Below are 23,364 nucleotides of genomic sequence, written 5' to 3'. Positions count from 1 at the left end.
GGGAACAGGAAGAAGAAAATACAGACCTTTTCGTACATGAAATGGATGGGAACGTATAGACTACCTTTTATCGGCAACTCGGGAAGGAGTGCAAGACATCTTGAAAAGCACCGAGACGAGACCCGCAGTCATGGACGGTTATTACCGGGCGCATGAGGGGATCGTGAACGAACTTTATCATTATTACCGGGGCAAAAGCAAGGACGAGCTGTGGCTGATCCGCGCCGAACTGACCCGCCGCCAGCATATGCTTGGCAACATTCCGCTGCTCGCATCGACCATGCCGATCGTCTTTTTGATTTTCGGCGCGCAGGTCAATAAATATTTTCCGCACGATTCGCTGCGCTGGATGATCGTGGCGCTCGCGTCGATCCTCGTCATCGTCTGGTCGATCAACCATCATTTCCGGCAAAAAGGACGGGTGCATCTCGATCTCTTGCTGGTCGAAGAGATCATGAAAGAACGTTCCCAAAATGCGGACAGTGCTGTACAATTGGAAGAGGCAAGAAACAGTGGGGCTTGGCCCCATCCCGCGATGGAAAGGATGGAGCACAGTGAACATAAGCATTGATTGGAAAGGCAAGCGCAAATTTGATGCGGTGGGCAATTCCGGCCATCACGTGACGATGGACGCGAAGGCGGATATCGGCGGCGAGGACTCCGGCGCGCGCCCGATGGAACTGCTGCTGATGGGACTTGGCGGCTGCTCGGGCATCGACGTGGCGATGATTTTGGAAAAAGGGCGTCTGACCCTGGAGGAATTCCGCATGGAGCTGTCCGGAACGAGAGCTGAGGAAATGCCGCAGCGCTTTACCGACATACATATCCATTACATTCTGAAAGGTCCTGATCTGACCCAGGACAAGGTCGAACGGGCGATCGTGCTCTCCAATGAGAAGTACTGCTCGGCATCGGCTTCTTTGAACGCGAACTTGACGGTCTCCTACGAACTGAACGGAGAGCGCTATGAAATGGGAGGCACTCAATGATTATCAAATGCACCGACTGCTATGAAGAGAACCATGTCACCAACAACCGCTGTTCCCGCTGCGGCCGCCTGATGGACGATGCGCGCCGCGAGCAGACCCGCGATCATTTTGAATGGCAGCATCACGACGCGCCGAACACCATCGTGCGCCGGGACAAGAGCCAGGACGGCAACCGCAAAGTTTGGTAATCTGGGCACCCTCGCCGTCTCGGCAGGGTGCTTCTAACTAGAGACAGAGATCAAGGTATTGACTTCAGGAGGTCAAAAGATGATACCGTTTCGTCGGAAGCTGACAGGACTCCTCGAAGTACTGATCGGGTTAGGACTCATCGTTGGCTTTTTCCCCGCAGTAACATTGCTTAATGTGAACCCGTCTCCGTTCTTTTTGCTGGTGATCTACGGCGCTTGGGTGGCAGGTCCCGTCATCGGGCTTCTTTCGGGACTGTTGTCTTCGGTGCTGTATTTGGCGATGCTCACGACGACAACCGCGTTTCCGATCAATGCCTTGTGGTCGTTTATCATTGCCGACCCGACACACTATCTCACCCCGATGTTTCTGCTGGTCGCAGGCTATGTGTTTGGCGAACTGCGCACGACGCTGGAGCGCCGGATGCAGCGGCTGCGCGATCAGGCTTCGCTGATGCAGCAGGAAGCGACCGAAGCGCGTTCGCGCCTGCAGCAGGCGGAGACTGCTTTGTTCGAACTGCAGGGGCGGGTGCTGGGGCAGACGGCGACGATGACCAGGCTGTATCAGATTGCACAGAGCTTAAACGTGCTGTCAGTCGAAAAGATCCTCACCGAGCTGCTTGGCGTGCTGGAAGATCTGCTGCAAGTGGAGCAGGCGAGCATTTACCGCATCGAGGAGGGCAACCGTTTTGCCCGTCTCGCCGTTCGCGTCGGGCAGCCGGCGTGGTCGAACTCGGTGACGATCGACACTCATGAACTGGTCAAAAAGGCGATCGAACAAGGCAAAGTGCTGACCTTCAAAGACGCCAAAGAGCGCCCCGCTCCGATCTACATCGTGCCGCTCTTTCGGCAAAACCGCACCTATGCCTTGATCGCGATCCACCGGCTCCCGATGTCAAAAGTGACGGCCGACACGACACAGCTGCTCGAAGTGCTGACCAAGTGGGCTTCGGCGTCGCTGGAGCGGGCGGCTGCCTATGAAGCGGCCCGCCTGAAAGACGCGACCTATCCGAACTCCCGCTTTCTGCGCGCTCCGTATTTTCACGAGCAATGCGGGCTGGAGCATGACCGGTTTATGCGCTACGGCGTTCCATACACGATTCTCGAAGCGACGCTGCACACGGTGGTGCCCGACGAAGAGGTGCCGGAACTGCTCAGCGAGCTTCTGCGCGGCAAGATGCGCACATTCGACCTGGCGACGTGGGAGCCGGAGACCAACCGGCTGCTGCTGCTCTTTCCGACCCTGGAACACCAGTATGCGGGCGGGGTGGCGCAGCGGATCTGGGAGCGGCTGGCGAGTGACGAATTCCAAGTGCTCGACACGCGCATTTTGCACAACGAGTGTGAAATTCGAGCGGAAAAGCGGGTTGAAGCATAATGAGTGCAGAATTGCAGTCCCGGAAGGACAAGTACGGCAAACCGACCGGCAAAAAGCGGACGAGCGGAGCGGTTCATCTGCGCTCGATCGTGCTGTTTGTGCTGTTTGGCCTGCTGGATGTCCTGTTGTTTATACTGGCGTTGCAAGGCGCTGCCTGGCTGCTCGTCGTGCGCGGCGGGCTTGCTTTGCTGTTCGCCCACTTTGCGCAGCCGATCTCCGCGCTGCGTCCGTGGAGTTCGCGGCAGTCGCTGACCGCGCTGACCTGCTTTTTGCTGCCGGGAATCGGCGGCTTTATGGCGGCGTACTGGTCGACACGGGTGACGAAGGTGCAAGGCGCCTGGCAGGACGTGCCGGTGGCGCAAGATGTGTACCGCTCGCCGATCGACTGGGGTGGCGTGCTTGATGTGGTGCCGATGATCGACGTGCTGGAAGGCCATGACCCGCAGCGCAAGAAAAGCGTGCTTTTGCAGGCGCAGTCGATGGCGTCGGGCATTCAGGTGCCGGTCGTGCGCAAGGCGCTCGATGACGCCGATCCGGAAGTGCGTTACTACGGAGCTTCTTTGCTGTCTCGCGCTGAAGCGGTGCATTCGATGCACATCCGCAAGTTGGAGAGTGAGCTGGAGAGCCGGCCGGACGATGTGGAGATCTGGAACAAGCTCGCCGATGAGTACCGCCAGATCATCGAGGAAGGGATCGCCGGGGCGGAACTGTCCCGTTTTTATCTGGACAAGCGCCTTGGCGTGCTGAACCGTTCGCTGTCGCTGGCGCCCGGTCAGCCGATGGCCGGCGTGGAGAAAGCTCAGACGCTGTTTATGCTCGACCGCTTTGACGAGGCGGAGCAGATCGCCTTGCATTGGTATGAAAACAGCGCCGGGGTGCCTGCCGACCGGGCGCTGGGCGTCTTGATGCAGATCGCCTATGAGCGCAACGACCAGCAGCGGCTGGTGGAGCTGGCCGGGCTGGTCTCGGACGGGGAGAACCTGCCGGACGCGGTGCGCGGCTTGGTGCAGTTGTGGGAAAGGGGAGAAGATCAAGCATGAGGAAACGCAAGTTGCCCCTTTTTCGGATCGCCCTCTATACGGTGCTGCTGGCGGTCGTCGCGGTGACGGTGCCGCCCCGCGTGCAGGAATGGGTGGCCGATGACCGGCGCTGGGAGCCGCAGCTGTCGTTTGACACGGTCAAGCGGACTGAGATTCCCGATGCGCCGCACCAGCGCTATCTGTTGCTCTATCAGGGCCATGCAGCGATCCCGGAAGTGTTTGCGACGGTCGACAACCTGTCGATGGCGCTGCGCTATGCCAAGCTCCCTTTTGACGTGATGACGTTTGCCGAGTACAAGAGCTTGAATACGCCGCTCGACCGTTATCAGCAAGGCGCAGTGGTGATCATCGGGGAGCGTCAAAACGACCTGCCGCATCTGGACCTGCTGCAGAAGTATGTGACGGAGCAGGGCGGCCTGTTGATCAATGCGCTGCGCAGTCCCCGCTCACCCTTGAACGCTTTTTTCGGAATCCAAGGGACGCCGAATTTTGCGGAGGAAGCGCCGTCCGGTCTGCATTGGATGAAGCCAAACATCTACCCGGGGATGTCGGAAGTGTTGCTGAGCAGCGACAAGCTCAGATCTTCCTCGCTCACCTTGCAGCCAGCCTTGACGGAGGAAGCGGATATTTGGGCCGAGTCGGACGATGAGTGGGCCATTCCGTACATCTGGAAGATCGAGCGCGGCGCCGGCCAAGTGTTGTATTGGAACACGACCGCGCTGCAGGAGCCGCCGATGCGCGGCGCGTTCATCCAGACGATGTTGAAGGCGCATGGCGGCGCTAAGGCGACCGTCGGGGCGCAGGTCTGGTTTATCGACGATTTCCCGTCGCCCGCCTACAACCAAGTCTCGCCCGGCAATGCGACCGGCATGACCGACTATATGTTCCGGCTGAAGCGCTGGGACCCGGATATGCAGGAGATCGCAAGAAAATACGGTATCCGCTATTCGGCGGGCGTGATTTTTATGTACAACGATCAGGTCACCGGCCCGTTCGACTACTATGAAAACGGGCAGGAGACGTTGTTCGACCTTGAGGTGCAACTGGTCAACAACGGCAGTGAGCTTGGCCTGCACGGGTACAATCACCTGTCGCTGCGCAAGAGCTATACCGACTATGAACAGCAGCTCTACGGCTACAAGCCGTGGCCGTCGGAACAGGAGATGCTCGGGGCCTTGCTGACAGCGCGCAAGCTTTGGCAGCAGGAGATCCAAGCGCCCTTGCCGACGATGTACATTCCGCCGTCCAACGTGCTGAGCCGGGAAGGGAAGGCGCAGTTGGTCAAAGCGTTCCCGGAGCTGAAGACGATCTCCGCCTTGTACGCGACGCCGGGCAAGGAAGGCGAGTTCTCCCAAGAGTTCATGGCCGACCCGGACTTCCCGCAGATCATGGGCACGCCGCGGGTCACCTACGGCTATTCGCTGAGCGATGATGAGAAGTTCGACCTGTACAGCGCAGTCGCCAACCTTGGCATCGTCTCCCACTTCAACCACCCGGACGACGTGTTTCACGATGACCGCAACCAAGGCAAGACGTGGGTCGACCTGCGCGATGATTTTACGAAGCTGGTCGGGGAAGTGAACTCGCGCTTCCAATGGCTGCAGCCGCTGACGGCGACCGAGCTGTCCGACAAGCTGCGAATGTACCATGCGACACAGGTGCAGTTCGACCACTCGCAGCCGGGGCGCTTGACGGCGTATCTGTCGCCTTTGCAAGGGCCGATGATGCTGGAAGTGCATGTGGAAGACCCGTTTGCGTGGAAGGTTGCTGCCGGCGGCGAGATTGTGGCCCGCAATGAGGAATATGGCCTGCTGTGGGTGGAAGCAACTGATGCGAAGATGGTGCTGGAGGTGGCGAAGTGAAAGTAACCTTGCTGCTGGAAGGCACTTACCCGTATGTGCAGGGCGGCGTTTCGTCTTGGACACACCAACTGATCCGGACGATCTCCGACTGTGAATTTTCGATTGTCTATATCGGCGCGACCCGGCAGCCGGACGCGAAATACAAGTATGAACTGCCGCCAAACGTCAGCGGGGTGCAGGAGATCTACCTGCACGATCAGGATGAAGTGAGCGGCGGGCTGTGGCGCTGGAAGAAGCGCGACCGCGACGAGATGCGCCACTTTTTCAAAACGGGCGAACTGCCGAGCCGGGAGACCCTGCTCACGGTGCGCTCGAAGCGGCATACGCCGACGGTGGAAGCGATTTTGGAAGAAAAGTGGGCGTGGGACGTGACGCTGGAAGTGTACCGCGAACTGCCGAATGCGCCGGCGCTCGTCGACTTTGTCTGGAACTGGCGGTCGATGTGGCTGCCGATGCTGCGGCTGCTGCGCGCGCCGCTGCCGCCGGGGCAGTTGATGCATGCCGCTTCGACCGGCTATGCCGGCTGGTACGGAGCGGTGATGCAGCGTCTGACCGGGCTGCCGTTGATCATCACCGAACACGGGATCTACACGCGGGAACGCGAAGAGGAGATCGTGCGCGCCGAATGGGTGTCGATGCCGTTGAAAAGCTGGTGGAACGCCTTTTTCGCCCGCGTCGGTCTCGCCGGATATGACGGCGCGAAATTTGTGACCACGCTGTCGCAAGGCAATCAGCGGGCACAATTGCACTACGGGGTGGAGCCGGGGAAGATGCGCCTGATCCCCAACGGGGTCAATCCTGACCTGTTTGCTCACATCCATCCGACGCCCGACCGCCCGTTTACGGTCGGCGCGATCTTGCGGGTGGTGCCGATCAAAGACGTCAAGACGCTGCTCCGGGCGATGGCGGTTGTGCTGCGCCAGAAGCCGGACGCCAAATTGATGCTGATCGGTCCGCAGGATGAGGACAAGGAGTATTATGAAGAATGTCTGGCGCTGATCGACTCGCTGGGCATCGCTTCGGCGGTGATCTGGACGGGGCCGGTCAATATCTTACACTATCTGTCGCAGCTCGACTGCATTTTGCTGACCTCGATCTCCGAGGGGCAGCCTTTGGTGATGCTGGAGGCGATGGCGGCCGGACTGCCGATCGTCGCCACCGATGTTGGAGCCTGCCGGGAGCTGATCGAAGGCTTTGACGGCGATGAACTTGGCGACTGCGGATATGTCACCAAGCTGATGACGCCCGACGACACCGGTGCGGCGCTGTTGAAGCTGGCCGGCGACCGCGAACTGCGCCTGGAGATGGGGCGGATCGGCCGGGAGCGAGTGCGGCGCTACTATACATTGCGCCAAGTGATGCGCGAATATCGCAAGCTGTACGATGAGGCGGTGATGTCGTAATGGCGGGCATTGGATTTACTTTGCGCAAGGCGATCGGCGACGCGGGCCGCTCCGGCAAGTGGAAAGTGTACGGAGCGGCTGCTTTCGTGGCGGCCGGGCCTTGGCTGTTGACGTTGATTGCACTGTTTTTGCTGCTTTCGTGGAGCAAGGCGTTTGGCTTGCAAAACGATCAGCGCGATCTGTTTTTTGCGACGATCACCTATTCGATGATCACGTCCAATCTGATCTCGACGACGGCGCAGTTCTTTTTGACCCGCTATCTGGCCGACGCGCTGTACGTGGAAGCTCCGGAGCGGCTGCTCAGCGGGTTTACCGGCGTGTATCTGTACACCGGGCTGGCTGCGTTGCTGATCGGAACGGGGATACAGTGGTTTCTGCCGCTGCCGCTGGCTTACAAGATCTGGACGGTGCTGTTGACGGTGATTTTGACACAGCTTGGGCTGATCATGATCTTGCTCTCGGCAGCCAAAGCGTATTGGGACATCGCACGCGGCTTTTTGTTTGGGCTGGCCTCGCTTGGCGTGATGGCGCTGGTCTATGGCGTCTATATGAAGCTAAACGGGCTGGAGGCCAACGAAACGGTTGTGCTCGCGGTGTTTACGCTGGGGCAGGGCGTGGCGTTTTTCTGGCTCGGCAGCGTTGTTGTGCGCGATTTCCCTGGGCAGACGCCGGCGGTGTATGAGGTCAAGCCGCAGTATAAGCGCTACCCGGAATTGATCGGGATCGGATTCTTTTATGCGATGACCTTGTGGATCGACAACGGGATGTACTGGCTGTCGGAGAACAGCTTGATCGTCGGCGGCAGTTACCTGTTGTCGCCGGGGTATGACCTTGCGAAGTTTTGGACGTTTTTGGCGCTAATTCCGGCGTTTACGCTGTTTTCGGTGAATATCGAGACGGAGTTCTACAAGGTGTTCCGGCGCTTTTATGATGCGATCGAAAGCGGCGACACGCTGGCGCCGGTGCGGATGTTCGAAGAGGATCTGCGTTTGGAGACAAAAGCCTCGCTGCTTAGGATGATGAAGATTCAGGCGTTTGTGGCATTGCTGGCGTGGGTGTTTGCCCAACAGGTCCGGCATATCTACCCGGACGTGATCGAAATCTTCCAGTGGACGATCATCGGCTCGGTGCCGCACATGGTCTGGATCACCGCGTTTTTGCTGCTGCTGTATTTCGATGCGCGCAGGCAGGCGATGTGGGCGGCTGGGATTGCCATGCTGTCGCTGATGGTTGGCGGTGAGATCGCCACCGAGTTTAACTGGTCGCCCGGCGCGGGCTATCTGCTCGGTTCGGTGCTGATGCTTTTGATCACGCTGTGGATGCTGAACCGCCAGTTGGAACGCTTGCTGTTTTATGCGTTTTACGATCCGAACGGGGTGCGCAAGCGCTGGCTGCCCCCGGCGGCGACGGCGAACAAGCGCCAGCAGCGGCTGGGTTATCCGGTGCTGGATGCTGAGGAAGAGGAACGGTTTAAGCAGCGTGAAGAGGAAGAGAATAGATGGTATCCGGACATGTCATTGCCGCCGCGCAGTAAGAAGCACAGCCGCAAGCGGGAAAAGGAGGACTAGCCGTTTCATGAAAGACGAGTTGTACTCCTTGACGATCGACGAGGAACTGGCGGGGCGCAAGATTAAAGATGTGCTGCAAAAGCATCTCAAGATGTCGCGCAAAGTGATCCGCAAACTGACCGAAGGGCAAGGGGTGCTGTTAAACGGCGAACCGATCTGGACCTCTTGGCGGCTGGCGGAAGGCGATCACTTGCGCCTGCTCCTGCCGGCGGAAGAGTCGGTCGATATTTTGCCGGAGCATATCCCGTTCCACAACGTTTTCGAAGACGAAGACGTGCTGGTCGTGGACAAGCGGGCCGGGCTGATCGTGCATCCGACGTCGGGGCACTGGACAGGCACGCTGGCCAACGGCGTCGTATATGATTGGAAGCAGCGAGGCGTGATCGCCCGCTTTCGCCCGGTGCACCGGATCGACCAGTGGACGTCAGGGCTGATCGTGATCGCGAAAAATCATCATGCCCATCAGTTTTTGAGCCAGCAGATGATGGCGCGCACGATCGAGCGGTCGTACACGGCGGTCGTGCATGGCGCGCTGGAGCAGGAAGCTGGGCTGGTCGTCGGCCCGATCGGGCGCAGTGATGAGGATTTTCGTGTGCGCGTGGTGCGGGAGGACGGCCAGGATGCCACTACGGAGTATCGCGTAACGGAGCGTTTTGCGGCCGGCACACAGGTCGAGCTCAAGCTGCATTCCGGGCGGACACACCAGATTCGCGTGCATATGAAACATATCGGGCATCCTTTGTTTGGGGATGCGATGTACGGCGAGACGGACGACTCCGCTTGGATCGAACGTCAGGCGTTGCACGCCAAATTGCTGGGCTTTGTGCATCCGCGCAGCGGGGAGCAGATGCGGTTCGAATCCCCGCTGCCGGTGGAGATGAACCGTCTGGTGGAGAAGTTGCGCGAGACGGACGAGGGAAAGGAGTGAAGGCGCGTGGCGGAGACGGAAAAACAGTTTACGCTGGAATGCTGTTCGAGCAATGCGTTTTTGGATGATATCGAAGTGGTGGACTGGTTGTCTCAGACCTACCCGGAGTTGGCGATCGAACCGGACGGTTGTCTCGACCGCTGCGGGATCTGCATGCGTTATGCCTATGTGGTGATCAACGACGATTTCCTCTATGCAAACAGTGTAGGGGAGCTGAAAGAGCAGATCGTGAGCTACATCGAGAGCCATCGCAAAGGGCAGGAAGACGCCAAGCAGCTGTTGGACGGCGACCAGAAGACGGAGTAAGGAACGAAGTGTACATATAAGAGGGGAAACCACCGCTGGTTGAAAGCGGTGGTTTTTGTTTTTTAGAGGACGAGAAAGGTCAGGGCGGAGAGCAGGATCGAGGTGACGGCGATGATCAGCAGCGGCCGGCCGGCTTTGGCGCGCATGTCGCGCAGGGCGACGTTGAGACCGAGACCGACCATCGCCATGGCCAGCAAGAGGGTGGTCAGTGTGGAGAGGACGTTTACGACGCTGGCAGGCAGTGGGAACAAAGTGCCGCCGATGCTGAACGCGAGGAAGCCGAGCAGGAACCAGGGGAATTCGATAGATGCGGACGCGCCTTCTTTTTTGCGTCGCCAGAAGAGCAGCACGAAGGAAAACGGGACGAGCAGCAGCACCCGGCCCAGCTTGGCCAGCAAGGCGAGCGCCACCGCGTCTTGCCCGGCCGGGGCAGCGGCGAGGGCGACGTGGGCCAGCTCGTGCAGCGACAGGCCGGCCCAGATGCCGTACACGCCGTCCGGGAGCGGCAGCACCGGGCGCAGCAGCACATAGCTGACCGAAAAAAGCGTGCCGGTCAACGCGATGATGCCGACAGAAAGGGCGGAGTCCTCCTGCTTGCTGCGCAGGATCGGCGTCACCGCTGCGATGGCGGCCGCGCCGCAGATGCCGGTGCCAATGCCGAGCAGGAGTGACAAGGAGAAGTCTGCCTTCCACCATTTGGCGAGCAGCACGGTCAGGCCGATTGCAAACAGGACAACCAGCGCGTCGAGTGCCAGCAGGGGAAGACCTTTGGAGATCAGCAGATGAAGGTTCAGTTTTAAACCGTATAGGATGATGGCGACGCGCAGCAGGCGTTTGGAGGAAAATTGAATGCCGGTGCGCAGCGTTTCCGGGTAGCCGAACTTTTGCCGGTACAGCACCGCAAGCAGAATCGCACAGGCCAGCGGGCCGATCTGGCGCAGGCCTGGCAACTGGGCCAGGCCGAAGCCGAGCAGGGCCAGCAGCAGCGTAAACAAGATCCCGTAGACAAAGGGCAGATGGCGGTGCCGATGGAGCTGGAGCTTGGTGATCATTTCCATCTTCATCCCTTCTTTCGTCCGTGATGTGTTATCTTGAGTATAGATGCTGTCAGAAACTTTTAAAAATCGGAACTTTTAATGCCATGCATAAGCAAGGCTAATCATTGGGACGAGGAGGAGATGAAATGACACAACCTGCAAAAACGCCGCAGCCGCCTTATTATGCGGTGATCTTCACATCGCAGCGCACAGCAGGGGATAACGGCTACGGCGAGATGGCCGACCGGATGGTGGCGCTGGCGGAACAGCAGCCCGGTTTTCTCGGCGTGGAAAGCGCCCGAGAGGACGGCCTGGGCATCACCGTTTCCTACTGGGAGTCACTCGCGGCGATCAAGGCGTGGAAAGACAATGTCGACCACCAACAGGCACAAGCGAAAGGCCGTAGCGACTGGTACAGCCGCTACGTCACGCGCATTTGCAAAGTCGAGCGTGACTACTCCTTTGAGGTGTAATAAGGTGGAAGACGCAAAAAAGGCCCCCTGTGCAGGGAGCCTTTTTTTGTTTCTCTTATTGGGTTTACGCGATTTTCGTTTCCAGATCTTCGTCCGCGTCGTTGTTGAATGCGTCGCGGTCAAATTCGCCTTCGGAGTTGGCGATGATCAGCGAGGACACGGTGGTGCCGGTCGCGTTGATCGCGGTGCGGGCCATGTCGACGATCGCATCGATGCCGAGCACCAGCGCAAAGCCTTCCAGCGGCAGGCCAAGCGAAGTCAGCACGACGGTGGTCGAGATCGTTGCCGGGCCCGGAACGCCTGCCGTGCCGATCGAAGCGATCATTGCCGAACCTACGATCAGCAGGTAATCGGTGAAAACGAGGTCGATGTTAAAGACGCGGGCTACAAAAATGGCCACGATCGCCGGGTACAAGCCGCCACAGCCGTTCATGTTGATCGTAGCGCCCAGCGGGGCTACAAACGAAGCGATCTTGTCGGACACTTTGACGCGCTTGGTGATCACTTCCATGTTCACTGGCAAGGTCGCATAGGAACTGCGCGTGGTGAACGCAACGGCGATGACCGGGAAGATCTTCTTCAGGAAGCGCAGCGGGTTGACACGCGCCACAAAAGTTACCAGCGAGCCGTAGGTGATCACGAAGTGCAGCAGGCACGCCACATAGACTGCGAGGATCACTTCGCCGAGCGGAAGCAGGGAGGACAGGCCGTATTTGGCTGCCATCGAAGTCATCAGGCCAAAGACGCCGTACGGGGTCAGGGCGATGACCAGTTTCACTACGCGGAACATAATTTTGGCAAACGAGTTGAGGAAGTCCATCACCGGCTGCACCGTCTCCGGCTTGCGGGCGCGTTCGATCAGGATCGCGACGGCGAGGAACAGGGAGAAGATGATCACCGGAATGACTTTGCCATTGGCCATCTCGTTGACCGGGTTGGACGGCACGAGGTCGAGCAGGACTTTGTCAAACGTCGGAATCTCACGCGCTTCAAACGACGCGTCTTTGACAAAATTGACGCTGGCGCCCGGATCGATCACCAGGGCGACCAGGATGCCGATCACAGCCGCGATCCCCGTGGTGGCGAGGAAGAGAGCGACCGTCTTCAGGCCGAGTTTGCGGAGTTGGGTCGGATCGGTCAGCTGTGTGACCGCTGTGATGATCATCGCGATCACCAGCGGCATGACGATCATTTTGATCAGCGAGACGTAGATCGAACCGATCGTGCCGACTTTTACCGCCTCTTCGCCAAAGATCGCGCCGAGGCCGACACCAAGCAGCATCGCGAGGATGACGCGGGTGCCGAAGCCGACTTTTTTCGTTTTTAAGAAATACAAGAATGCCAGAATCACAAGCGCAATCAGCAGGCTTGCAAGCATAGTAGGCACCTCCTATAAGAAATGGGTTCCCATGAAATGTACTCATCCGAAACGAAGATTATGTGTAATCCCAATCGGATCACTTGGTTATATGATAGTCCGCGTTTTTTCAGAAGTCAATAGATGGATAATTAAACAAGTAATCCGGCAAATTCGACAGTTGGAATCTCACTGAATGGAGTGATCAGCTAAGAGTAAATTTTTAGAAATCCAATCCCAATAAAAACTTTAGAATTTCAGGAAGGTTTATGCATGTTTAACAAAGAAATAGAACAGATAGAGAACAACTACTAATAAGATAACGATGAAATTTGACTGTGATATGGCTAGGAGGTCTTCGTGATGAACCATACAGGGAACCAGCCGATTGCGGCAGGAGCTTTTGCATTTCCCGCATCGTTTGCCCAACAGCGGCTGTGGTTTCTCGACAAGCTGATGCCGGGCAGCGCGATGTATAACATTCCGTTTGCGATTCGAATGCAAGGCGATCTGAATGTCGCTGCGATCAAGCGGAGTTTGGAGGAGATCGTGGAGCGCCACGAGACGCTGCGCACGGTGTTTACCGAGGAAAACGGCGCGCCGATGCAGGTCGTGCTGCCTGATGTATCGGTTGCCATGCCGCTGCTCGACTTGCGCCGTCTGCCTCGTGACGTGCGCATGGACGTTGCCCATCTTTTGGCGCAGGAGGACGCGAACCGTCCGTTCGATCTGGCTCAGGGACCGCTGATGCGGACGACGCTGTTAAAACTGGACGAGCAGGAGCATGTCCTGCTTTTGAATATGCATCATATCATCTCGGACGGCTGGTCGGTTGGCTTGATGATGGAGGAAGTTGCTGCGCTGTATGAAGCGTATGCAGACGGCCGCCCATCGCCGCTGCCGGAGCTGCCGATTCAGTATATCGACTTCACCTCCTGGCAGATGGAGCATCTCTCCGGCGCGGAGTTGGAACGCCAGCTTTCCTATTGGAAAGGGCAGTTGGGCGATCACCCGCCTGTGCTGCAGCTGCCGACCGACCGTCCGCGTCCGGCCGTGCCGAGCCATCGCGGCGGCGTTCAGCGTTTTCAGCTGTCCAAGGCCTTGTCGGACAAGCTGGTACAGCTGAGCCAACAGGAAGGCGCGACGCTGTACATGACACTGCTGTCGGCGTTTTCCGCGCTGCTCTGCCGCTACACCGGGCAGACCGACATCGCGGTCGGCACGCCAATCGCCGGGCGCAACAACGGGCAGATCGAAGGGCTGATCGGCTTTTTCGTCAACACGCTCGTCATGCGCACCGACCTGTCCGGCGCACCGACGTTCCGCGACCTGCTGGGGCGCGTCCGCCGCACGGCGCTCGACGCGTACGCTCATCAGGATCTGCCGTTTGAGCGGCTGGTCGAAGAGGTGCAGCCGGAGCGCAACATGAGCTACACGCCGCTGTTCCAGACGATGTTTGCGCTGCAAAACGCGCCGACCGGCTCGCATCAGCTGCCGGGCCTGGTGATGAGCACGCTGGACACCGGCGACCGCACCGCGAAATTTGACCTGAACATGGGGCTGTCGGAGCACCCGGACGGCATCCAAGGCAGCTTGGATTACAGCACCGACCTGTTTGACGAAGCGACCATCGCGCGGATGGCGGTGCATTTCACCAACCTGCTCGAAGGCATCGTCGCCAATCCGAATGCGGAAGTGGCAAAACTGCCGTTGTTAACGCAGGAAGAGCTGCAGACGCAACTGGTCGACTGGAACCAAAACACGGCCGACTACCCGGAGCAGACCGTTACGGAGCTGTTTGCGGAGACGGCAGCATCGTATCCGGATCGGGAAGCGGTGTCGTTTGAAGGGAATGTGCTGACCTACCGCGAGCTCAGCGAGCGCGCCAACCAATTGGCGCACGTTCTGCAGCAAAAAGGCGTCGGGCCGGATGTGCTCGTCGGCCTGTGCATGGAGCGGTCGCTGGAGATGATCATCGGCCTGCTCGCGATCGTCAAAGCGGGCGGGGCGTATGTTCCGCTCGATCCGGCCTATCCGAAAGACCGCATCGCCTACATGCTCGAAGACAGCGCCGTCAGCGTCTTGTTGACACAGGAAAAATTGCTTCCCGAGCTGCCCGAACACGGGGCGGAGATGATCTGCCTCGACCGCGACTGGGACGGGATCGCCCTGGCAAGCACCGAGCCGCCGGCTGTGTCGATCACGCCGGATCATCTGGCGTATATGATCTACACGTCCGGCTCGACCGGGAAGCCGAAGGGTGTTCTGATCCCGCATCGCGGCGTCGTGCGCCTGGTGAAAAACAGCAACTACCTGTTCTTCGGCCCGGAGGAAGTGTACCTGCAGATCTCGGCGATTTCTTTTGATGCGGCGACGCCCGAAGTGTGGGGCGCCTTGCTGAACGGCTCGAAACTGGTCGTCTTCCCGGCGCAGACGCCGACGGTCGATGAAGTGGTGCGCGTGCTGAGCGAGGAGCAAGTCACCGTGTCGCTGCTGACCACGGGCTTGTTGCCGCAACTGGCCGAAGCTGATCTGGGCCGCATCCAACACCTCAAGCTGCTCTCCGTAGGCGGCGATGTGATGTCTGCGCCGCATGCGAAGAAATTTTTGCAAAAGCTGCCCGGGTGCATTTTGGCCAACGCATACGGCCCGACGGAAAACTCGGTCGCCTCGACGACCAACTGGCTGCGTCATCCTGAGGAAGTCTCCCCGGTCGTGCCGATCGGGCGGGCGATCACCAACAATGAGCTGTATGTGCTCGACGCGCATCGCCAGCCGGTACCGCTCGGCGTGCCGGGCGAGCTCTACGTCGGCGGGCCGGGTCTGGCGCGCGGCTACCTGAACCGCCCGGAGCTGACCGCCGAAGTGTTTATCCCGCATCCGTTCCGTGCTGACGGTTCCCGCCTCTACAAGACGGGCGACCTTGTGCGGGCGCTTCCCGACGGCAAGCTGGAATTTATGGGCCGCATCGACCATCAGGTCAAAGTGCGCGGCTTCCGCATTGAGCTTGGCGAGATCGAATCGGTGATCGGCCATCATGAAGATGTCAAAGAGACGGTCGTCATCGTCCGCGAAGACGTGCCGGGCGATAAGCGCATCACCGCCTATGTCGTGCCGCATGGCAGAGAGGTGTCGGTGTCCGCTCTGCGCGCCCGCGCCAAAGAACAGCTGCCGGAGTACATGGTGCCGTCCGCATTTGTCGTGCTGGAGGAGATGCCGCTGACCCCGAACGGCAAAGTCGACCGCAAAGCTCTGCCGATGCCCGATGGCGCACGCAGCGCGGAGACCGAGTATGTGGCGCCGGAAACGGACGTTCAGCAAAAATTGGCTGCGATCTGGGCCGACATTTTGCGCGTCGACCGCATCGGGCAGCAGGACAACTTTTTTGAAATGGGTGGCCACTCACTGCTGGCGACCCGCCTGATGTCGCGCGTGCTCGATGATTTTGGCGTCGACCTGCCGCTGCGCATGCTGTTTGAAGCTCCGACGCTCTCCGAACTCTCCGCCCGCATCGCCGAGGCGCAGGGCAGCGGGATGCTGGCCGAAGAGCAAGGGCCGGTGCAGGGCGGTCGCATGGAGGAAGAAGAGGCGGAGGCGTTGCCGACTTCCTTCGCACAGCAGCGCCTGTGGTTCCTCGATCAGCTGATTCCGAACTCGCCGCTGTACAACATTCCGATGGCGTACCGCGTCTACGGCCCGCTCGATGAGCAGGCGTTGCGCGAGAGCTTCAATGAGATCGTCCGCCGTCATGAAACGCTGCGCACCACCTTCCGCATGCAAGACACGATCCCGGAACAGGTGATCGCGCCTGCGCTGGAACTGCCGATGCCGATCTCCAGCATCGAGCATTTGCCGGAAGCGGAGCGGGAAGCGGAAGTGAAGCGTCTGGCCGATGAAGAAGCGCGGCTGCCGTTTAACTTGAGCACCGGACCGCTGGTGCGCGCGCAACTGGTGCGCCTGTCGGAGCAGGATCATCTGATGCTGTTCACGATCCACCACATCATCGCCGACGGCTGGTCGTACGGGGTGCTGATCAACGAATTGACAACGTTGTACCAGGCGTTTGTCAAAGGCGAACCGTCGCCGCTGCCGGAACTGCCGATTCAATATGGCGACTTTGCGTTGTGGCAGCGCGAGTACCTGCAGGGCGAGGTGCTCGACAAGCAGCTCAACTACTGGAAGCAGCAGCTTGGCGGCACGTTGCCGATCCTCGAACTGCCGATCGACTTTAAGCGCCCGGCCGTGCAGACGTACGTAGGTGAATCGCGTGACTTCCTGCTCCCGCAAGAGCTGATGCATCAGTTGCAAGCGTTGAGCAAGCGGGAGAGCAGCACGATGTTCATGACGCTGCTCGCCGGATTTAAGGCGCTCTTGTTCCACTACACGAAACAAGATGACATCTTGATCGGCACCCCGATCGCCAACCGCAATCGCAGCGGCATCGAAGGGCTGATCGGATTTTTCGTCAACACCCTCGTGCTGCGCTCCGACTTGTCGGGCGACCCGAGTTTCCAAGAGATGGTGCAGCGGGTGAAACACACGGCGCTGGAAGCGTACCAGTATCAGGACGTTCCGTTCGAGAAACTGGTCGAAGAGCTCGCGCCGGAGCGCGATCAGAGCCATTCGCCGCTGTTCCAGGTGATGTTCGCTTTGCAAAACTTCGCTTCCGAAGGTTCGATGACCGATGACATCCGGCTGGTCGGCGTGCCGCAGGAAAGCAAGACTGCGAAGTTCGATCTGCTCTGGACGATGGTCGAGCGAAGCGAAGGGCTGGTGCTCGCCCTCGAATACAACGTCGCGTTGTTCACCGAAGCGACGGTCGAGCGGATGGTGCGCCATTTCCAAACCCTGCTCGAAGCGGCGGTCCAAGACCCGTCGCTGCCGATCTCTGCCTTGCCCTTGATGGCGCCAGAAGAGGAGCAGAACGTGCTGGAACTGTCGAACGGCATCGCGCTCGACTATGCGGACGGGCTGTGCGCGCATCAGATGTTTGAAGCGCAAGTCACCCGCACGCCGGACGCTGTGGCGGTTGTGCTCGATCAGGAGCAGCTGACCTACGCGGAGCTGAACGAGCGGGGAAATCAGCTCGCGCATCACCTGAAAGCGCGCGGCGTTGGACCGGAAGTGCTGGTCGGCTTGTGCATGGGGCGCTCGATCGACCTCGCCGTCGCGACCTTGGGCATTTTGAAAGCGGGCGGGGCGTATGTGCCGCTCGACCCGGCGCATCCGAAAGACCGCATCGGATTTATTTTGGACGATGCGCAGGTCAAAGTGCTGGTGACACAAGCCGAGCTGGTCGAGCACCTGCCGACCGACGGCGTGGAAGTGGTGGCGGTTGACGGCGACTGGCCGGACATCGCCAAGCAGCCGGCGCACAACCCGAACAGCGGCGAAACGCTGGAGAACGCCTTGTATGTCATTTACACCTCGGGCACGACCGGCAAGCCGAAGGGCGTCATGATGACGCACCGCCCGCTGCGCAACATGATCTCCTGGCAGCTGCAGGAGACGCCGTATGCGTTTGGCGAGCGGACGCTGCAATACGCGTCGATGACGTTCGACATCTCGTTCCAAGAGTATTTCTGCACGCTGTCCACCGGCGGCACGCTTGTGCTGGTCAGCGAAGAAGTGCGCCGCGATCCGGTGCGGCTGCTCGGCTATCTGTCGGAAAAGGGCGTACACCGCATCTATCTGCCGTTCGTCGCATTCCAGCAATTGTGTGAAGTGGCGGAAAGTCTGCCGGAAGCGCTGCCCTTGCAACTGAAAGAGATCACCACGGCGGGCGACCAGCTGCAGACCACTCGTCCGGTGCGCAATTGGCTGGGAAGCCTGAACGGCTGCCGACTGTACAACCAGTACGGCCCGACCGAGTGCCACGTTGTCACGTCCTACACCTTGCCTTTGTCGCAGGAGGAATGGCCGCTCCTGCCGCCGATCGGGCGTCCGATCGGCAATACGCAGATCTACATCCTCGACCCGCTGATGCGCCCCGTTCCGGTCGGCGTGCCGGGCGAAGTGTATATCGGCGGCATGTCGCTGGCCCGCGGCTATCTGGGCCGCGACGAGCTGACCGCCGAAAAGTTTGTCGCCGATCCATTCAGCGGCAAGCCGGGGGCACGCCTGTACCGCACAGGCGACTTGTCCCGCTACATGCCGGACGGAAACATCGAGTTCTACGGCCGCATCGACACGCAGGTGAAGATCCGCGGCTACCGCATCGAGCTTGGCGAGATCGAGACGATCCTCGGCCAGCATCCGGGCGTGTTGGAAACGGTGGTCATGGCGCGTGAAGAAGTGGAAGGCGGCGCGAAAACGATGCTCGTTGCCTACGTCGTGCTTGACAAAGAGCAGGAGCCGACGACGCATGAGCTGCGCAGCTTCTTGAAAGAGCGTTTGCCGGAATACATGGTGCCGCAGCTGTTTATGGCGATCGGCGCCGTGCCGCTCACGCCAAACCGCAAGATCGACCGCAAAGCGCTTCCGTCACCGGACGGCCTGCGCCCGGAGCTGAACGAAAGCTACGTGGCGCCGCGCACGGCGACCGAAGAGCTGATGGCGGGCATTTTCCGCGATGTGCTGAAAGTGGAGCGCATCGGCATTCACGACCACTTCTTCGACATGGGTGGACACTCGCTGCTCGCCACGCAGATGATCTCGCGAATCCGCCAGGTGTTTGGCATGGAACTGCCGGTGCGAGCGCTGTTTGAAGCGGCGACGGTGGCGAGCCTCGTCGACTACATGAAACGCCACAGCGAACTGGCCAAAGAGGTGGCAGCGCCGCCGATCGTTCCGGTTGGACGCGACCGCGACCTGCCGTTGTCCTTCGCACAGCAGCGCCTGTGGTTCATCGACCGCCTGACCAACCAGTCCAGCTACAACATGTTCAGCGGCGTGCGCTTCACGGGCGACCTGAACGCAGACGCTTTGGAGCGCGGCTTGCAGGAGATCGTGCGCCGTCACGAAGTGCTGCGCACCACCTTCTCGATGGTCGATGGCCGTCCGGTGCAAGTGGTGCATGCCGACATGACGCACGAGCTGGAGAAAATCGATCTGCGTGATCTGCCCGCAGCGGAGCGGGAAGCGGAGACGTTGCGCCTCGCCGGGCTGGAAGCGCGCAAACCGTTCGACTTGAGCCAAGGCCCGCTGTTCCGTTCGACGATGCTCACCGTGGCGGAGAACGAAGCGGTGCTCCTGTTCACGATGCACCACATCGTCTCGGACGGCTGGTCGATCGGCGTGTTTGTCCGCGAACTCGGCGAACTGTATGCCGCATTTGCGGAAGGCAAAGATTCGCCGCTGCCGGAACTGCACGTGCAGTATGCCGACTTTGCGCATTGGCAGCGCGAATGGCTGGAAGGCGACAACTTGCAGGCGCAGCTGGCGCACTGGAAAGATCAGCTGGACGGCGCGAAAGCTGTGCTGCCACTGCCGCACGACCATCCGCGTCCGCCGGTGCCGTCCCTGCGCGGCGGCTCGCATGCGAACTCCTTGTCCAAAGAATTGTCCGATCAGCTGCAGGCGCTGTGCCAGCAGGAAGGCGTCACGATGTACATGACGCTGCTGGCCGCCTTGAACGTGCTGCTCTTCCGTTACACCGGGCAAGATGATATCCTCGTCGGCTCGCCGATCGCCGGACGCAATCGCGCCGAGATCGAGCCCTTGATCGGATTCTTCGTCAACACGCTCGTTTTGCGCACCGATCTGTCCGGACAGCCGACGTTCCGCGAACTTTTGCAGCGCGTCCGCCAGACGGCGCTCGACAGCTACGCGCATCAAGATCTGCCGTTTGAGCGTTTGGTCGAAGAAGTGCAGCCGAACCGCGACATGAGCGTATCGCCGCTGTTCCAAGTGATGTTCGCCGTGCAAAACGCGCCGATGGGCGACCTGTCGCTGCCGGGCGTGACGATGTCCGCACTCGAGGCGGGCGGCGGTGTGGCCAACTTCGAACTGGCGCTGATGGTCTACGAGTCGGAAGCAGGGCAGCTTCACGCCTTCAACTACCAGGCCGACCTGTTTGAAGCGGCGACGATCGAGCGGATGGCCGAACATCTGCAAACGCTGCTGGCGGCGCTGGTCGCCAACCCGGACTGTCAAATCGGGGACCTGCCGCTGCTCAGCGCGGCAGAAGTGCAGCAGTTCGATGCATGGAACGCCGGAACGTTCGACTTCCCGCATGACAAGTGTGCGCACGAACTGATCGCCGCACACGCGGCGCGCAAGCCACAAGCTGTGGCCGTTGAGTGCGACGGCGAAACGCTGTCTTATGCAGAGCTTGACGCCCGCGCCAACGCGCTGGCCCATCATCTGCAAAACCTCGGCGTCGCGCCAGATGTGCTGGTCGGCGTCTGCATGGAGAAGTCGCTGGAATTTGTGATCTCCCTGCTCGCGGTGCAAAAGGCCGGCGGCGCATACGTGCCGATCGACCCGGCGCATCCGCAAGACCGCATCGCTTACATGCTGGAAGATGCGCAGATGGCCGTGCTTTTGACAAAAGAGCACCTGTTGCCGCACCTGCCAGCATCTGCGGCGGCAACGGTCTGTGTCGATCGCGAAGACTCCTTCGCCGGATACCCGGACACCGCACCAGTGACGACGGTTCAGCCGCATCACTTGGCGTATATGCTTTACACGTCCGGCTCGACCGGCAAGCCGAAAGCGGTGATGATCGAGCATCGTCAACTGGTCAGCACCTTGACGGCGCTGATCGAGGAGTTTGGCTATGACAGCTCCACGCGCAAGCTTTCGGTGACGACGATGACGTTTGACATCAACGTCGCGGAGATCTTTGCGCCGCTGCTCGCCGGCGGCACAACGGTGCTGCTCAGCAAAGAGCAGGTGCTGAACATTCCGCTCCTCATCGGCGAGCTGGGCCGCTCCACCATCTGCATGTCGGTGCCGACCCTGATGCGCCACGTCGCGCAAGAGATCATGCAGCAAGGTACACCGATCACTTCGCTTCGCACCTTGTTTGCCGGCGGCGAAGCGGTTCCGGCCGACCTGCAGGCACTGCTGCGCCAGGCGTTCCCGAACGCCCGGATCATCGTGGCGTACGGCCCGACCGAAACCACGATCCTCTGCACCTTCCAGGAAGCGGGGGAGAGGGCAACGGAGCGTCTCATTATCGGCCGCGCCTTGAAAAACGCCAAACTGCGCGTCTATGACGCACAAGGCGCGCGCGTGCCGCTTGGCGTGTCCGGCGAACTGTACATCGGCGGTTTTGGCGTCGGACGCGGCTACCTCGGGCAGCCGGAGCTGACCGCAGAACAATTTGTAGAGCTGGACGGCGAACGCTGGTACAAGAGCGGCGACTTGGTGCGCTTCCTGCAGGATGGCACTTTGGAATTCCTTGGCCGCATCGACCATCAGGTGAAAATTCGCGGGTTCCGCATCGAGATCGGCGAGATCGAATCGCTGCTCACCGCCCATCCGCAGGTCGCATTGACAACCGTCCTTGCGCTGGATGATCCGCACGGTGAAAAACGTCTCGTCGCTTATGTCGAGGCAGCGGACGCGGAAGGCTTGACGGCAGAACTGCGCGCACACCTGCGCCAGTCTTTGCCGGAGTACATGATCCCGTCAGCGTTTGTGGTGATGGAACAACTTCCGCTCAACGACAATGGCAAAATCGACCGCCGTGCTCTGCCGGTGCCAGAAGAGATCGGCATCGAGCGCGAGATCGAATTTGTCGCCCCGCGCGATGAGCTGGAGACGGAGCTGGCAGCGATCTGGGAAGAGCTGCTCGGCACCGCGCCGTCGGTGAAAGACGACTTCTTCGCGATCGGCGGACACTCGCTGCTGGCGGTGCGCATGATGGCGCTGGTCGAACAGCGCCTCGGCTTCAGCCTGCCGCTGGCCGTGCTGTTCCAAGACGGCACGATCGAAGGCCTCGCCGGGCTGCTGCGCCAAGGCGCAGGCACGCGCACCGGAACGTCAATCGTGCCGATCCAGGCCAATGGCAGCAAGTCTCCATTGTTCGTCGTCCATCCGGTCGGCGGCGGCGTATTCTCGTACTTCGAACTGTCGCGTCGTCTCGGCGCAGACCAGCCGTTCTACGGCCTGCAAGCGCTCGGTTTCGACGATGACAGCTTGCCGCTGACGACGATGGAAGAGATGGCCGCGTGGTACATCGAAGAGATGCGCGGTGTGCAGGCGCACGGTCCGTACCGTCTGGGCGGATGGTCGCTCGGCGGCGCGATCGCTTTCGAGATGACGCGCCAACTGCGCGCACAAGGCGAAACGGTCGAGCTGCTGCTCCTGCTCGATACGATGGCACCGGTTGAACAGAACCACCGTGCGAAAATGGACGACGTCACCGCGCTGTCGTCATTTGCAGGCGATCTGGCCGGCACGAACGGCTTCGATTTCTCGCAGATGAGTGCGATGTCGGCACAGCTTGAGGCGCTGGGTGTCGAGAAAGTCCTCGAGATGGTTTATCAGCAGGCACAGGCCGCAGGAAGCCTTCCGCCGGGCCTGAAGTTCGAGCAGGTGCGACGCCTGTTCAAAGTCTTCAAAGCCAACACCGACGCGATGGCCGACTACGCGCCGGCAGACGGTGTGGACGAAGACGTGCGCGTCGCTTTCTTCCGGGCGAGCACGACGCCTGAATTCAGCAGCTTTGAGGAACTCCGCCAGGACTCCTTCTACGGCTGGGGCGCGCTGTGCCGCAACATTGAGTTGAATGAAGCGGAAGGTCATCATTTCAGCATTCTGCAGCCGCCGAATATCCAGTCGCTGGCTGAGCGTCTGCAAACCTATCTGGAGCAGGTCAAGAGCGTGAGTAAATAACAACATGTGGAACGTCATGGCAAAGGTGGAAGAGTCATTAGGATCTTCAAACA

General features: G+C 60.0%; 14 protein-coding genes. 12 read left to right on the top strand and 2 right to left on the bottom strand.

The window, feature by feature from the left end:
- Positions 1-100: 100 nt before the first annotated feature.
- The 10 genes from CBW65_RS19785 (at position 101) to CBW65_RS19740 (ending at position 9,659) form a co-directional block, all read left to right on the top strand.
- The gene (locus CBW65_RS19785; RefSeq protein ID WP_087458321.1) at positions 101-571 is read left to right on the top strand and encodes a hypothetical protein; all 471 of its coding nucleotides are present in this window, start codon (positions 101-103) and stop codon (positions 569-571) included.
- Between the two features lie 28 nt (positions 572-599).
- A complete protein-coding gene (locus tag CBW65_RS19780) occupies positions 600-989 on the top strand; it encodes an OsmC family protein (protein WP_408646560.1) in 390 nt (129 codons plus the stop codon).
- Positions 986-1,177: a hypothetical protein gene (locus tag CBW65_RS19775; protein ID WP_087458319.1), complete on the top strand. Its 192-nt coding sequence runs from the start codon at positions 986-988 to the stop codon at positions 1,175-1,177. Before CBW65_RS19780 ends, CBW65_RS19775 begins: the two co-directional genes overlap by 4 nt.
- Positions 1,178-1,256: 79 nt before the next feature.
- On the top strand, positions 1,257-2,552 hold the full coding sequence (locus CBW65_RS19770; protein WP_087458318.1) for a GAF domain-containing protein: 1,296 nt from the start codon (positions 1,257-1,259) through the stop codon (positions 2,550-2,552).
- On the top strand, positions 2,552-3,592 hold the full coding sequence (locus tag CBW65_RS19765; RefSeq protein ID WP_087458317.1) for a tetratricopeptide repeat protein: 1,041 nt from the start codon (positions 2,552-2,554) through the stop codon (positions 3,590-3,592). The genes CBW65_RS19770 and CBW65_RS19765 overlap by 1 nt, the downstream gene beginning before the upstream one ends.
- Entirely contained in the window at positions 3,589-5,454 is a 1,866-nt protein-coding gene (locus CBW65_RS19760) for a DUF2194 domain-containing protein (protein WP_087458316.1), read from the top strand. Before CBW65_RS19765 ends, CBW65_RS19760 begins: the two co-directional genes overlap by 4 nt.
- Positions 5,451-6,857, top strand: coding sequence for a GT4 family glycosyltransferase PelF (gene pelF / locus CBW65_RS19755; protein ID WP_087458315.1), 1,407 nt, complete (start codon positions 5,451-5,453; stop codon positions 6,855-6,857). Before CBW65_RS19760 ends, pelF begins: the two co-directional genes overlap by 4 nt.
- Positions 6,857-8,425, top strand: coding sequence for an exopolysaccharide Pel transporter PelG (gene pelG, locus CBW65_RS19750; RefSeq protein ID WP_087458314.1), 1,569 nt, complete (start codon positions 6,857-6,859; stop codon positions 8,423-8,425). The genes pelF and pelG overlap by 1 nt, the downstream gene beginning before the upstream one ends.
- 7 nt (positions 8,426-8,432) lie before the next feature.
- Positions 8,433-9,353, top strand: a complete 921-nt coding sequence (locus CBW65_RS19745; protein WP_087458313.1) for an RluA family pseudouridine synthase — start codon at positions 8,433-8,435, stop codon at positions 9,351-9,353.
- Between the two features lie 6 nt (positions 9,354-9,359).
- Positions 9,360-9,659 carry a YuzB family protein gene (locus tag CBW65_RS19740; RefSeq protein ID WP_087458312.1) on the top strand — a complete coding sequence of 100 codons (300 nt, stop codon included), beginning with the start codon at positions 9,360-9,362 and terminating at the stop codon, positions 9,657-9,659.
- A gap of 62 nt (positions 9,660-9,721) precedes the next feature.
- Here the strand turns inward: CBW65_RS19740 and CBW65_RS19735 are convergent, their stop codons facing one another.
- Positions 9,722-10,717, bottom strand: a complete 996-nt coding sequence (locus CBW65_RS19735) for a YeiH family protein (protein ID WP_198299669.1) — start codon at positions 10,715-10,717, stop codon at positions 9,722-9,724.
- A gap of 125 nt (positions 10,718-10,842) precedes the next feature.
- Here CBW65_RS19735 and CBW65_RS19730 point away from each other — a divergent pair, with 125 nt between their 5' ends.
- The gene (locus CBW65_RS19730; RefSeq protein WP_087458310.1) at positions 10,843-11,169 is read left to right on the top strand and encodes an antibiotic biosynthesis monooxygenase family protein; all 327 of its coding nucleotides are present in this window, start codon (positions 10,843-10,845) and stop codon (positions 11,167-11,169) included.
- Between the two features lie 64 nt (positions 11,170-11,233).
- On the opposite strand, the gene CBW65_RS19725 is transcribed toward CBW65_RS19730, so the two are convergent.
- Positions 11,234-12,547, bottom strand: a complete 1,314-nt coding sequence (locus tag CBW65_RS19725; protein WP_087458309.1) for a dicarboxylate/amino acid:cation symporter — start codon at positions 12,545-12,547, stop codon at positions 11,234-11,236.
- Positions 12,548-12,889: 342 nt separating this feature from the next.
- Here CBW65_RS19725 and CBW65_RS19720 point away from each other — a divergent pair, with 342 nt between their 5' ends.
- Complete coding sequence (locus CBW65_RS19720; RefSeq protein WP_087458308.1) at positions 12,890-23,311, top strand: non-ribosomal peptide synthetase; 10,422 nt, start codon at positions 12,890-12,892, stop codon at positions 23,309-23,311.
- Positions 23,312-23,364: the final 53 nt, after the last annotated feature.

Source organism: Tumebacillus avium (assembly GCF_002162355.1).
GTDB lineage: Bacteria > Bacillota > Bacilli > Tumebacillales > Tumebacillaceae > Tumebacillus_A > Tumebacillus_A avium.
This window is presented reverse-complemented; position numbering and strand designations above follow the sequence as displayed.

Coding starts and splice junctions, on each gene's coding strand:
- CBW65_RS19775 (WP_087458319.1), top strand. CDS start 986: ATGATTATCAAATGCACCGACTGCTATGAAGAGAACCATGTCACCAAC.
- CBW65_RS19770 (WP_087458318.1), top strand. CDS start 1,257: ATGATACCGTTTCGTCGGAAGCTGACAGGACTCCTCGAAGTACTGATC.
- CBW65_RS19765 (WP_087458317.1), top strand. CDS start 2,552: ATGAGTGCAGAATTGCAGTCCCGGAAGGACAAGTACGGCAAACCGACC.
- CBW65_RS19760 (WP_087458316.1), top strand. CDS start 3,589: ATGAGGAAACGCAAGTTGCCCCTTTTTCGGATCGCCCTCTATACGGTG.
- pelG (WP_087458314.1), top strand. CDS start 6,857: ATGGCGGGCATTGGATTTACTTTGCGCAAGGCGATCGGCGACGCGGGC.
- CBW65_RS19745 (WP_087458313.1), top strand. CDS start 8,433: ATGAAAGACGAGTTGTACTCCTTGACGATCGACGAGGAACTGGCGGGG.
- CBW65_RS19735 (WP_198299669.1), bottom strand. CDS start 10,717: ATGGAAATGATCACCAAGCTCCAGCTCCATCGGCACCGCCATCTGCCC.
- CBW65_RS19730 (WP_087458310.1), top strand. CDS start 10,843: ATGACACAACCTGCAAAAACGCCGCAGCCGCCTTATTATGCGGTGATC.
- CBW65_RS19725 (WP_087458309.1), bottom strand. CDS start 12,547: ATGCTTGCAAGCCTGCTGATTGCGCTTGTGATTCTGGCATTCTTGTAT.
- CBW65_RS19720 (WP_087458308.1), top strand. CDS start 12,890: ATGAACCATACAGGGAACCAGCCGATTGCGGCAGGAGCTTTTGCATTT.